Here is a 13,229-nt window from a genome sequence, read left to right on the forward strand (position 1 = left end):
TAACATTTCACCACTGATCAAAATAAATAACCCTGTTCACGGGTAATCTGGTTTCTTTATCCACAGGTTTCTCCACCCTACCGATTAATAACATCATCACGACTTTCATGGAATAGGGAATCGTCAGTAAATTTTTGACGTCATCCTCCCGATAAGTCGTAACCAGGGCGGAACCCAGATTTTCATGTTCAGCCTGAATCATCATAAAGGAAATGGCAAAACTCAAATCCATAGGATAAGACAGTTCTCCATTAGGCATCCTATAGCCGATATTTGTCGTACAGGCGGCAATAACTACTGGAGCCTCAGAAAAACGTTCATCCCCATAGGCACTATTTTTTAATTTTTCTTTGATCTCCGGATCTTTCAGAACAATAAAACGCCAGGGCTGCCTGTTCTTAGCCGAGGGGGCTATTCTGCCCGCATTGAGTACTCGATCAAGGGAGTCCTCAGGAATGGGAAGGTCCTGGAAAGATCCAGCAGTCACTCTATTCTTTATTTCGGGAATTAATTCCATGAAATAATAATAGCATAATTGTTAAAAAAAAATAATCAATATTGACGGCATGCCATGGTTTTTCCTATTCTTGATTCATGTCCCGCAGATTAATTCCTTTAGTACTACTCCTCTTTCTTAAAATAGCTCTCTATTCCCAGGAGAATACAATTAAAGACAGTCCCGCTGTTTTCCGTGAAAGCCTGGATTTCATATCAGGGATGGAGTCTAGACAGGAGGGTTCGAAGGATGAAAAAGCTGTTTTTTCCTATATTGAAGATTTTTTAATTTCCAGGAATTTTTCATATGAATTTCAGGGATTAACAGATATTGAAGATTATCATTCTTTTTCCAGCAATCTGGTCGTGACCATACCAGGCAAAAACCAGGAGCAGCTGATTCTGGCCGTCCCTGTAGACACCCCGGTGAATGCTGATGAAGCAGGGAATGATCTGGCATTAAATGCGGCATTAGCCTTGGCATTTATGAATGAATGGACAGCCTTGACTCCCCCCATCACACTCATTTTTTTATTTTCAAGTGCGGATAATTTTCAAAGAGGATATGTAGGATCCCCAGCTTTTTTAAAAAATTATTCATATCAGGCAGATTCATGTCTGGTTTATCTTCTTTTAAAAGAAAAACATGAAATACCTGAAATTTTCGGAAGTACACCAGGCTTAAATGCACCTGCCTGGTTGATGGAAGGCCTCAGGATTAGTTTAACCGCGGCTGGATTGGAATCCCGAATTGATAGTACAGCTCTTTTAATCAATAGAGCAGGACTGTCCACGCGTTATCTTCCCATCATTAAATACCTCGACGAAGATATTCCGGCTGCCGCTCTGATCAGCAGCGGCAGCAGAGGTGCTCCAATCGAAAACCAGGCGGTTCTGTATCTGGATTTTCTACACAAATTCACAAAGCTTTACGAACACGATTTTCCCGAGAACTGGGAGACAAATTATTTTTACCTGGGACGTGACGGATCAATTGTTTCCTTTCTTTCAGAAAGGAATTTACTCATTCTCTATGTATTCATGATCAGCTTAGTTCTGATACTTCCCCTGTTTCAACAGCGGAGTATTTATCTGAATTACAGAAAATTCAGGCATCAATTATGGCTTATACCTGTGATGGTCTATCTTAGTTTCCTTTTTTTTATGATTTCAACCCTCATGCTTGAAGAATTAAGGGCACTTCATAGGTATTCGGACCTCTGGAAACAGTATCCCCTCTATTTTTTCATACTAAAATCAATTACAGTTCTGTTTTTATCTTCTTTCTTTCTCAATATGCTGAGAGGTCTCCCCTTTCCCAGAAACCCGCATTTCTATTCATATTTCGCCTTCATCATATCTTTTATCAATCTTATCATTGTCTCACTCTTTAATATTTCCTTTAGTCCAATCATGCTGATCAGCCTTATTTTTGTTTTTCTTTTTGTCACATCCCGACAGAAAGTCAGTAAAAGAGTATTTATGATCCTGTCCATACTGCCTCAGTTATTGGTTCTTCTTTTTTTATTCAGCAGAGATTATATCACGGTGTATGATTTTTCAATTTTTTCAAGAATTAAAGGAAACTGGGTTCTCACCTTCATTACTCTTCCGCTGATCTGTATGATTTCCAGTTTAAGCTTTTATCATCACCATTATGATAAAAGCCGTCAGGAAGTGAAAACAGCATTGATGACTCTGGTTCTGGCTCTCACCACCGTTTTCATGGTGTATTTCTCATTTCAATTGGAGCCTTTCAGTCCCGGATTCAGGCAGAATCTCATCTTGACGGACAAATTTAATCTAGATTCTCAGCATCGGGAAGTTCTTCTGAGCAGTCCTGGAAATATTGGTTCGGGAAGACTGATTCTGGGATCTACAGTCGTTCCCTTCACTGATATCGGGAATGAAATGAGGATACAGGGAGAAATTGAAGGGAATCCACTGGAAGTTCAATGGGAAACGGATCTGTTTCTGGACAGAAGGATCATTGATCTCACAATTTATTCGGAATTGGAACCCGAAGAGATCCAACTGAATATCAATTCAGATGCGACCATTTTACTCTATGACTGTCCTTACCCCTATGAGATTCAGCCCGACTTAAAGTCTGTGAAGATTTCTATTGGATTAAATCCACCCATGCCCTTGAAGATTCCTCTTATATTCTCAAGAGATTCTTCACCAAATATTGAATTTCATGTAACAAAAAATAAATCCACATACATGGTTGAACTTGATAAGAAACAGATAGACCTGGAAAGACATACTATTGTCTCCAAAACAATTTCTTTCTCGGAGATTCAATCTCCTTCAGTACAAAATTAGTAATTGGAAAGATAGAGACCCCGCTTTATTTTTCTTGTAGCTGTCTTTTCAAAGGCACTCTTCTGTATCTCAAATTTAGAGATGCGCGAGAAAAGAGGCAGCTTCTGGTTCAATTGATTTATCAAGGCATCCATGTCTTTCAGCAGTTGTTCATTTTGACAATCCCCATCATAGTCCCTGAAAAAAAGATCCTGATCTGGATATATTAACGCCGAAAGCTGCTGATCATCCAAATAGACAATCGATTCTTCAATCAGAAGAGTCGACGACAACATGATTTCAATGACTTCTGGGTATATATTTTCACCGGAACTGCGGACGATCACATTTTTGCTTCGTCCCTTGATATAGAGGAATCCATCCCCATCCAGAATGCCCCGGTCCCCCGTCTTGAACCAGCCGTCAGGGCAGAATACGGTCGCCGTCTCTTCCTCTTTTCTAAAGTAGCCTTTCATAACCTGGGGTCCCAAGACTTCAATATCTCCGATGCCGGATTCATCGCAATGACTGATCCGAATTTTAGTATTTCTCACAGCCTTTCCCACAGAACCGAAACGGGATTCTTTCAAGGAAGAAAATGTAAGCAGAGGAGATGTCTCGCTGAGTCCGTATCCCAATAGATAGGGTATGCGGGCCTCTTTCATAAATGTTTCTACCTGCTCGCTGAAATTAGCTCCGCCGATTATGATACATTTTATACGCCCCCCGAAATAGTTCATAACGGATTTTCCTGCGATCCTGTAAAATCCTTTCCTCAAAAGTGGTGACATTGTAGTGGCTTTTTTCAATAAGCTCTTTGATTCAATGAGGGGCACAATTTTCTTTTGAAAAATCTTCTCAAAGATCAGAGGAACTCCGCCCAGAATTGTTGGTTTAACCTTCTGAAAGACAATTTGGAGGTATTCAGGTGTGGGCTTTCTTTTCAAAAAGCAAATCCGTGGGCCCTTATACATGGTAGAAAGAAAAGCAGATGTGGAACCGAATGAGTGTGCCAGAGGAAGCAGTGACAGAAGGATGGCATTTTCGTCAAAACATTCATCAATAAGATCTGTTCCCTCGTACAGATTGGTCACCAGATTATTATGAGTTAACATGACGGCTTTGGAAAATCCGGTTGTACCCGAGGTGTAGAGTAGTTCTGCCACATCCGAAGGATCTGTGGGATAGCATCCCTGATCATCCGCCTGGAGGGAAAGAGTGTCACTTCGATCGGTGAAAGGATTAATGTGTTGATCTCTCTTAATTTGTTCACCTTGCTTTATGATCGAAAAATCATCCATTGAAATGAGAGTTCTATTCTTCAGAGCAGGTAGACTCTCTTTGCCGACATAAGGGGGTGCCAAAATCACAGCAGCACAGCCGGAATTCTCAATGATATGATCGATATCTAAATCGGGAAATTCTTCCATAACAGGCACAACTACGAAGCCGGCAGACATGACCGCCATAAATGAAATGGCCCAGTTGGGAGAGGCTGGACCTAGTAAAACAATAGCATCCGCTTTCTTTAAATCCTGCTGAACGAGCTTTCTTCTCAACTCAGCAACCTGCTGCCCATACTCTTTATAGCTAATAGGTTCATCATCCACAAAGTAAAGGAATGGCCGTTTTTCGTATCTTTTTACCGCTTCCTTATGAAATTCATTTATAGTATTTATTTTTAATAAGAAAGGCATAATTTACTCCTCGGGGATCAAAAATAATTATATATATTTTTCTATGATTTATCAATGTTAATTATTCAGCTTCTTTTTAGTAAATAAGTGTTTTCTACCTTGAAAATCCATATTTAGTGTGATAAATTCATTTCCAGGAAAATAAAGCACATCATGTGGCGCCCCACAGATAGGGTCCTGGAGTTGATTCATGAAATGTCCCCTTTGTGAGAATATGGATGATAAGGTTATTGAGTCACGCCAGAACATCAGCGGTACTTCTATCAGAAGGCGCAGAGAATGCTCTTCCTGCGGCTACCGTTTTACTTCCTATGAGAAGGTTGAAGAAATACCTCTTATGGTTGTTAAAAAAGACAATACAAGACAGCCTTTTGATATAAAAAAGCTGGAGCGGGGAATTCAAAGAGCTGTTGAAAAGCGTCCCATATCCCAGATGATGGTGGACAGTATGCTTCATGATATTGAGGATGAGGCAAACCTGAAAGGTAAATCGAGCCATGAAATCAACTCCATTGAACTGGGAGAGATGGTCATGACTAAGATCTTTAACCTGGATAAGGTTGCCTATGTCCGTTTTGCCTCTGTATACAGGCATTTTGAAAATGTGGAAGAGTTTGTAAACATTATTGATACCCTGAAAAGCTAAAGAGTTCAAAATACCGTGGAGGGGAGAATGGAGCTAAAGAATGACTGGAGAGTTTTTCTGGGTGATGATGCAAAGAGTTTATCAGCCGCGGAAACTGTTATAAAGCGTGTTGTTAAACGAGACGGCAGAGTCGTTCCCTATAACAGATCGAGGATAAGAGAAGCCATTTCAAAAGCAGTTGAGGCAGTTCATGGAAAAGACGATGAGCTCAGTAACAAGCTCACAAAAAACGTTGAAGCCAATTTAATCGTTCTTTTGTCTGATAGGCACCCCAATTCGGCTCCCGCCGTTGAAGAAATACAAGATACAGTGGAAAAAGTCCTGATTGAGTATAACGAGGTTGATATTGCAAGGGCCTACATCCTTTACAGGGCCAGACATGAAGCTATTCGTGATACAAGAAAGCTGATGCTCGATATTAATGAAACCATGGATGGTTATCTTTCACAATCGGACTGGAGAGTCAACGAAAATGCCAATGTCAATTTCTCACTGGGAGGATTGATCCTCCATAATTCAGGAACCATAACGGCCAATTACTGGCTTAAAAATATTTACTCCAAAGATGTCGCCGAAGCACACCGCAGCGGTGCCATGCATATTCATGATCTCTCCATGTTCAGCGGTTACTGTGCCGGTTGGTCAATTCGTCAGCTTATTACAGAGGGTCTGGGAGGGGTCAGCGAAAAGATCACCTCCTGTCCAGCGGGTCATCTTTCGACCCTGATCTTCCAGATAGTCAATTTTCTGGGCATTATGCAGAATGAATGGGCTGGAGCCCAGGCTCTTTCCAGTTTTGATACCTATCTGGCTCCCTTTGTCAAAACTGACAATCTTTCTTTTAAAGAGGTCAAGCAATGTATTCAGAGTTTCATCTTCGGTGTAAACACACCATCCCGCTGGGGTTCTCAGGCACCCTTCACGAATATAACTCTTGACTGGATCTGTCCCAGTGACCTGAAAGAGAAACCAGCCATTGTCGGTGGTGAAGAACAGAATTTTTCTTACGGCGACTGCAAAGAAGAAATGGAAATGATCAATAAGGCATTTATTGAATTGATGATACAGGGAGATGCCAATGGACGAGGGTTTGCCTACCCTATTCCCACCTACAATGTCACCAGTGATTTCAACTGGGATAGTGAAAATGCAAAACTTCTTTTTGAGATGACCGCACGCTATGGCACGCCCTATTTTCAGAATTTTGTTAATTCAGATCTGAATCCTGAAGACGTCCGATCTATGTGCTGCCGTTTACAGCTGGATAAAAGAGAGCTGCGCAAGCGAGGGGGAGGTCTTTTCGGTTCGGATGAGTTTACCGGTTCCATTGGTGTTGTAACCATCAATATGGCCCGGATAGGATATCTGTCATCCAGCCGATCAGGATTCTATGAAAACCTGAACAGAATGTTGGATCTTGCTAAGGAATCACTGGTTGTCAAGCGCAAAGTAATCAACAGGCTTCTGGATGCAGGGCTTTTTCCCTATACCAAACGCTATCTATCACACTTAAATAATCATTTTTCCACCATCGGACTGGTGGGGATGAATGAGTGTCTCCAAAACTTTATGGGTCAGGATATCACAGATCCCGATGCTCATGACTTTGCAGCAGAGATTCTCGATCATATGCGACAACGCCTGTCTGACTATCAGGAAAAATCCGGGGATCTTTTCAATCTGGAAGCTACTCCTGCAGAAAGTACAAGCTATAGGCTGGCCAAGCATGATAAGAAACATTTTCCGAATATTATAACTTCAGGAAACAATGAGAATCCCTATTATACGAATTCTACCCAGCTCCCCGTGGATTACACCCAGGATATTTTCGAAGCCCTGGATCTTCAGGATGATCTTCAGGCCAAGTATACCGGCGGGACTGTCTTTCATGGTTTCCTGGGGGAGGCAATACATGACTGGATGGCATGCCGGGAACTGGTCAAGGCCATCGCTCACAATTACCGCTTACCCTATTTTACAATTTCCCCCACTTTTTCAATTTGTAAAATACACGGCTACATCAGAGGAGAACACTTTAATTGTCCTCTCTGCTGTGAAGAAGAACAGAAAAAAATAAAAAAAGAAATTGAAATACTCGAAAATGAAAAAGCCAGGATAATGGCCGAAGGAGAAATCTGATGGAGAACAGAATAGAAGAATTAGAGACTGAAATTTCTTCACTCAAAATGAAGCTGCAACAGGTGGAAGGTACAACCACAGAAGTATACTCCCGTATCGTGGGGTATTACAGATCGGTAAAAAACTGGAACCTTGGTAAAAAAGAAGAGTACAAAAAGAGAGTCGCCTTTACTAAAATGGATGGAAAACAAGCTGAAACTCTCATACAGGAAGTCTGTCCTGTAACTGAAAAACTGATGGGTGATTCCAAGGGGATTCTCAGCTACAGCTTTTTTTATAGAAGCAGCTGTCCCCATTGTCCTGCCATGAAAGAAGTTCTGGATCAGATTTCTATCGTCGGTGAAACATTGAATGTTGATATGGAAAGGGGCCTGGAAGCGGCATCGGAAAATCTGGTTTTTTCAGCTCCCACAGTCATTTTCAGATCTGCCGATGGTCATGAAATCTTCAGAACCGGTCATCCCTCGGAGGTTATATCCCTTTTTAACCTGGAATCCGTAACAGCCTGATAGAATGCATCTGCCCTCTTCTGTCGGACTGCAAAAGACATCTCTTGCAGACTATCCTGGAAAAGTAGCCTCCGTCCTTTTCTTTCCTGGATGCAATTTGAGATGTTCTTATTGTCATAATCCCGATCTGGTACTGGGAAGAACAGAGGGATTCGTCCGCAGGGACGAAGTGATCAATTTTTTAAAAAACAGGGCTTCCCTTCTGGGAGGGGTAGTAATATCCGGAGGGGAGCCGCTTTTATACAAAGACTTAAAGCTTTTTATGAAGGAAATTCAAACAAGTTGTCATCTTCCAGTCAAGATAGACACAAACGGTCTTTTATCGGATCGTCTGCAGGATCTGATTCAGTCAGATTCTCCTCCTGATTTCATTGCCATGGACATCAAAACATCCCTGTCCTCATATGACCGCTTTGCTGTTTTTCAGAAGGATCAATCGAATATTCAGGATTCGATTAAAATGATTATTCAATCGGGCATTCCTTCTCAATTCAGAACAACTGTTCATCCGGATTTTATCGATGTTTCAATGATAGATGAAATTTCTGGAATGATTAGAGGCTGTACATCCTATGTATTGAATTCTTTTCAACCAGGGAATTGCCTGGATACAGCCTATAATGCACACAATCCAACGGACACTATGTTGCTGAGAGAGCTTTATAAGGGGTTTCTAGAACAGGGAATACCCTGTTCCTGTGTATCACTTGAGTATGGCAGCAATTCTTTCTAGAACTTTTTTTCGATCCAGGGGTTTGACAATATAATTTTTGGCCCCGGCAATCAAAGCCTTTTTGACTAAATCCTGTTTGCCAAGGGCACTGATCATGACAACATTGGCTTTTGGATCAAAAGCAATGATGTGTTCCAGAGCCGACACTCCATCCATTTTGGGCATAGTAATGTCGAGGGTTACAATGTCAACACCGGGAGACAATTCCTTGTATTTTTCGATGCCTTCCACACCGTCGGCAGCCTGTCCAACGACTTCAAATCCCTCAGATGTAAGAATTTGACTGATCTGTTTTCTCACAAACATGGAATCGTCAATGACCAGTACTTTATAAGGTACTCCACCGGGGCTAATGCCGTCGGGTTGTTTTTCATTGATTGTTGGAAAATCAGCATTCGCTTTCATTCGAAGCCTCCCACTAAATGCTTTCAGTAATGATACATTATATATCGGTAGTATAGATCATAAAATTGAAGGTGAACCATCTCCTTTAAAGGAACTGATTAACTTTTTGAAAAAAACTATGCCAGCACCTTTAATTATTATACTATCAATAATAGGAGAAGCTCCAATGAAAGATGAAACAATAATTCAGGATAGTCCTGTTGGCCGTCGTCTTGGTAAACTAGGACACAAAGACATCCATTGTCTCCTGTTTAATGGGAAAGAAATAAAAGTTACCAGCCGCATGACAATCGGGCGAGATAAAAATAATAATTTTGTCATCAATGATGGACTGGTTTCCCGTTTTCATCTGGAAATCCAGCAAATCAGGGGCAGCTACTTTGTTCAGGACAGAAACAGCAGTAATGGGACCTGGATCAATGGAAAAAGAATTACCCCCGGAAAATATATAAAACTAAAACAGGGGGATAAACTTATCCTGGGCAGCAGAATCGAAATGACCATGATCTGATTCTTTACATCCTCAGCTCATCAGTATATTTTATCTCATAGTCTCTGAATTTTTAAAAAGAGAAATATAAGGAAAATTTATGAAAATCAACAGATACAGTTGGAAAGATATGGAGAAACAGGAGAAGGAACTCCTTTTTTCCAGGTCTGAAACAGATATTAGAGACGTTCAAGAGAGTGTAATAAAGATCATCGAAGATGTAAAAACCGGAGGAGATGCCGCCCTCCTGTCGTACAATCATAAATTTGACAAAACTTCTTTGGATATGAAACTAAGGGTCAGCACCAAAGAGTTTGAAGAAGCTGAGGCTCTTCTTTCAGAAAAAGTGAAAGAGGCACTGCGCTATTCGATCGAAAACGTCAGACGTTTTCATGAGACTCAAAAGCCTGAATCCATGAAGATGATAGAAATCCAACCTGGTCTTCTGGCTGGAGAAAAAGCCATGCCTATTGACTCGGTGGGTTTATATGTTCCCAGGGGAAGAGGGTTCTTCCCTTCCATGCTGTATATGCTGGCCATTCCAGCGGTCACAGCCGGTGTCAGAAGAGTCTGTGTCGTGACTCCACCGGATGAAAATGGAACGGTTGATCCGGCCTGCCTCTATGCTGCCCGTCTCTGCAAGGTCCATGAGGTGTATAAGGTGGGAGGAGCCCAGGCGATTGCCGCCCTGGCTTTTGGTACCGAATCTATTGTCAGAGTGGATAAACTCTGCGGCCCGGGAAGTATGTATGTCAGTGCGGCGAAAAGAATACTCTATGGCCAGGTGGATGTCGGTCTCCCTGCGGGACCATCGGAATCCATCGTCATTGCCGACGGTTTCGCAAATCCCGAGAAAGTAGCCCTGGATTTGATGATAGAAGCCGAGCATGGCTCTGATTCTGCGGCTCTTTTAATAACCGATGACCCTCTCCTGGCCGATCGCTGTGAGTCAAAAATCAGAGAATTATGCGCTGGTTTGCCGGAGCCTCGAAAAACTTTTGTTGAGGATGTCATGAAGGGGTACGGTGGCATTATTTTGACTGAATCATTGGAGCAGTCCGCGGAAATTGCCAATCAATTGGCTACAGAACACCTTCAAATCCAGACAAGAGAACCCTTTCATGCCCTCTCTTTGATCCGAAATGCCGGAGAGATCCTTCTGGGGGAGAACACACCCTTTTCCATCGCCAATTACTCTGTGGGCCCGAACGCCGTTCTCCCTACAGGTGGAAATGCCCGGACCTGGTCGGCCGTCTCGGTCAGAGATTTTATCAAATACTCTTCGGTAATTTACAGCACCGAATCCGCATTGAAAGAGATGTCTCCCTTTGTTGAATGCCTTTCCGACTATGAAGGGTTTACGACTCATGGGGATGCTCTTAAAAAAAGAAGGATTTAATGCAGAGAATTTCAGATATTGATGATGCTTTTGCATGGATTGAATCCTTTACCAATCTGGAAAAGAATGTAAAAGACCTTAAAAAAAAATACCGTCCCGATCGGATGTTCAGCCTCTTGGACCATTTTGGAAATCCTCAAGATGATTTCAAAATCATTCATATTGCCGGATCCAAAGGCAAGGGCTCCACATCGGTATTATTAGCCTCGGCACTGGCTCAGAAAGGTTTAAAAACCGGCTTGTATACATCTCCTCATGTTAATCATTATAGAGAGAGGATTCAGGTCAATAGATCTGTTCTTCCCGATGATTTGTATGTTGATATGATAAACCATATCCGGGAACAACTCGATTTTGAACTACCCGGGTATACAGAACCAACGACATTTGAGTTATTGACCCTCCTTGCCTACCTGCTTTTTCAAAAAGAGCACTGTGAGTGGTGTGTCCTTGAAACAGGCCTGGGGGGGCGACTGGATGCGACAAATACAGTCCATCCTGAGGCGGTTGTCTTGACCCCTATTGAAAAAGAGCATACCCAATGGCTGGGTGAAGAGATCCTGTCCATCGCCCGTGAGAAGGCGGGAATCATAAAAAAAGAAGTTCCTGTATTTTCCTCCCCACAGAGAGTAGAGGTTGAAGCCCTGTTCAGGGAGATATCACTGGAAAAGAACGCGCCCTTCCATTATCTCCCGGATTCCATTTCCGGCATTGAATCCTCGGTAAACCTGGATGGTACAGGATTCATCCTGAATAAGAGGGAAGGCCCCGTCCTTCGTGGTCAATTGTCCATGATTGGTCATATTCAACCTTGGAACGCTGCATTGGCCCTCGAATTGTTAATATTCTTGTTTCCCGATGAGGAGCTTCATACCTGGCTTAAGGGATTTGAAAAAGCATCATTATTGGCCCATATGGAAGTCTTGTCCACCGAGCCGCTGATTCTGTGTGATGGATCCCATACTCCCCAGTCAGTCCGTATGGCTCTGGATACATTTTTGGATTTGTCTGCCCGATTTAAGCATAAGAATCTCCTTTTTGCCTGCCAGGATGACAAGGAAGTCTATGATATTGCATCCCTCCTCTCAGACAGCTTCAGTTCCATTGTCATAACGACACCCGGGTATTTCAAAAAAAGCCATCCTTCTGCCGTGCATAAGATATTTGCTTCTATGTTTGACAATTGTATACTGGAAGAAGATCCCTCCAGGGCATTGAAATTATTACTGGGTGCAGACGACCCTATTCTCATCCTGGGATCCTTTTTTCTGGCTGGAGAAATCAAGAAACTTTATCGAGGTATACCATGAAGGATCCGCGTCTCGAAAAACTGGCCCACTCACTAATTCACTATTCTATCGAACTGAAACCAGGAGAGAAGGTCCTCATTCATATGAACGGGAACCAGGCTGAGCCTCTTGTGAAAATCCTTGTTGATCATATATATCAAGCAGGAGGCATTCCTTTTTTCAGTCATACCAACGAACGTCTTCTGAGAGCCCTGCTAATGAATACCTCGGTAGAGCAGCTGGATATTATGGCTGAATCAGACCGCCTCCGCATGAGCAAAATGGATGCCTATATTGGAATCGGAAGTGTGGATAATCCATTCGAAAACAGCGATGTCCCCCCCGAGATGATGAAACTTTATATGGAAAAATATGTCAAACCGGTGCATATGAAGGAGAGGATCAGAAATACACGATGGGCTGTTCTCCGCTATCCTACCGCCTCTATGGCCCAGGCGGCCGGTTTGAGTCAGGAAGCATTTGAGGATTTTTATTTTCAGGTCTCCAATCTTGATTATAGCAAAATGTCAAAAGCCATGGATAAGCTGGTGACACTCATGGAAAAAACCGATCGGGTCAGGATCACCGGCCCCGGAACGGATCTCCGGTTTTCCATCAAGGGAATGAGAGCCATTAAATGTGACGGCAAATTAAATATTCCAGATGGAGAAGTCTTCACGGCACCCCTCAAAGAGAGCGTTGAAGGTACTCTCGCTTACAACTGCCCAGCCGAATATATGGGTTTAATTTATGAAAATATTAAACTCCGCTTTGAGAAAGGAAAGATTGTCGAAGCCGAGTCCAATGATACAAAGAGGGTCAATGAGGTCTTCGATACGGACGAGGGAGCCCGGTATATTGGTGAGTTTGCTATCGGTGTTAATCCCTATATCCTTCATCCCATGAAAAATACACTCTTTGATGAAAAAATCATGGGAAGCTTTCACTTTACACCCGGAAATGCCTATGATACGGCTGATAATGGGAACAAATCTTCGGTGCACTGGGACCTTGTCTGTATTCAGACCGTTGAATACGGTGGAGGACGGATCTATTTTGATGATATTCTGATCAGAGATAAGGGGATTTTTGTTGTGGATGATCTTTAGGACCTCAATCC

At 42.4% G+C, this 13,229-nt stretch carries 12 protein-coding genes; 9 read left to right on the top strand and 3 right to left on the bottom strand.

Going from position 1 to position 13,229, the window contains the following annotated elements; genetic code table 11:
- Positions 1-7: 7 nt before the first annotated feature.
- Positions 8-517, bottom strand: a complete 510-nt coding sequence (locus PF479_RS07235) for a nitroreductase family protein (protein ID WP_298004194.1) — start codon at positions 515-517, stop codon at positions 8-10.
- A 77-nt stretch (positions 518-594) separates the two neighbouring features.
- Here PF479_RS07235 and PF479_RS07240 point away from each other — a divergent pair, with 77 nt between their 5' ends.
- A complete protein-coding gene (locus tag PF479_RS07240) occupies positions 595-2,823 on the top strand; it encodes a hypothetical protein (protein ID WP_298004197.1) in 2,229 nt (742 codons plus the stop codon).
- Here the strand turns inward: PF479_RS07240 and PF479_RS07245 are convergent.
- The gene (locus PF479_RS07245) at positions 2,820-4,499 is read right to left on the bottom strand and encodes an AMP-binding protein (RefSeq protein ID WP_298004200.1); all 1,680 of its coding nucleotides are present in this window, start codon (positions 4,497-4,499) and stop codon (positions 2,820-2,822) included. The genes PF479_RS07240 and PF479_RS07245 overlap by 4 nt on opposite strands.
- A gap of 190 nt (positions 4,500-4,689) precedes the next feature.
- Here PF479_RS07245 and nrdR point away from each other — a divergent pair, with 190 nt between their 5' ends.
- The 4 genes from nrdR to PF479_RS07265 are packed head-to-tail and all read left to right on the top strand — an operon-like array spanning position 4,690 to position 8,526.
- On the top strand, positions 4,690-5,145 hold the full coding sequence (nrdR, locus tag PF479_RS07250; RefSeq protein ID WP_298004203.1) for a transcriptional regulator NrdR: 456 nt from the start codon (positions 4,690-4,692) through the stop codon (positions 5,143-5,145).
- Between the two features lie 27 nt (positions 5,146-5,172).
- Entirely contained in the window at positions 5,173-7,284 is a 2,112-nt protein-coding gene (locus PF479_RS07255) for a ribonucleoside triphosphate reductase (RefSeq protein ID WP_298004206.1), read from the top strand.
- On the top strand, positions 7,284-7,793 hold the full coding sequence (gene nrdD / locus PF479_RS07260; RefSeq protein ID WP_298004209.1) for an anaerobic ribonucleoside-triphosphate reductase: 510 nt from the start codon (positions 7,284-7,286) through the stop codon (positions 7,791-7,793). Before PF479_RS07255 ends, nrdD begins: the two co-directional genes overlap by 1 nt.
- 4 nt (positions 7,794-7,797) lie before the next feature.
- A complete protein-coding gene (locus PF479_RS07265) occupies positions 7,798-8,526 on the top strand; it encodes an anaerobic ribonucleoside-triphosphate reductase activating protein (RefSeq protein WP_298004211.1) in 729 nt (242 codons plus the stop codon).
- Here PF479_RS07265 and PF479_RS07270 read toward each other — a convergent pair.
- Positions 8,497-8,931 (bottom strand): response regulator, encoded by a 435-nt coding sequence (locus tag PF479_RS07270; RefSeq protein ID WP_298004214.1) that lies wholly within the window; start codon positions 8,929-8,931, stop codon positions 8,497-8,499. The genes PF479_RS07265 and PF479_RS07270 overlap by 30 nt on opposite strands.
- A 166-nt stretch (positions 8,932-9,097) precedes the next feature.
- On the opposite strand from PF479_RS07270, the gene PF479_RS07275 reads away from it, so the two are divergent.
- The 4 genes from PF479_RS07275 (at position 9,098) to PF479_RS07290 (ending at position 13,218) form a co-directional block, all read left to right on the top strand.
- The gene (locus PF479_RS07275; protein ID WP_298004217.1) at positions 9,098-9,442 is read left to right on the top strand and encodes an FHA domain-containing protein; all 345 of its coding nucleotides are present in this window, start codon (positions 9,098-9,100) and stop codon (positions 9,440-9,442) included.
- A gap of 79 nt (positions 9,443-9,521) precedes the next feature.
- Positions 9,522-10,820 carry a histidinol dehydrogenase gene (gene hisD, locus PF479_RS07280; protein WP_298004220.1) on the top strand — a complete coding sequence of 433 codons (1,299 nt, stop codon included), beginning with the start codon at positions 9,522-9,524 and terminating at the stop codon, positions 10,818-10,820.
- On the top strand, positions 10,820-12,130 hold the full coding sequence (locus PF479_RS07285; protein WP_298004223.1) for a Mur ligase family protein: 1,311 nt from the start codon (positions 10,820-10,822) through the stop codon (positions 12,128-12,130). The genes hisD and PF479_RS07285 overlap by 1 nt, the downstream gene beginning before the upstream one ends.
- Positions 12,127-13,218 (top strand): aminopeptidase, encoded by a 1,092-nt coding sequence (locus PF479_RS07290; RefSeq protein WP_298004227.1) that lies wholly within the window; start codon positions 12,127-12,129, stop codon positions 13,216-13,218. The genes PF479_RS07285 and PF479_RS07290 overlap by 4 nt, the downstream gene beginning before the upstream one ends.
- The last annotated feature ends 11 nt before the right edge of the window (positions 13,219-13,229 follow it).

The sequence above is a fragment of the Oceanispirochaeta sp. genome (assembly GCF_027859075.1).
GTDB lineage: Bacteria > Spirochaetota > Spirochaetia > DSM-2461 > DSM-2461 > Oceanispirochaeta.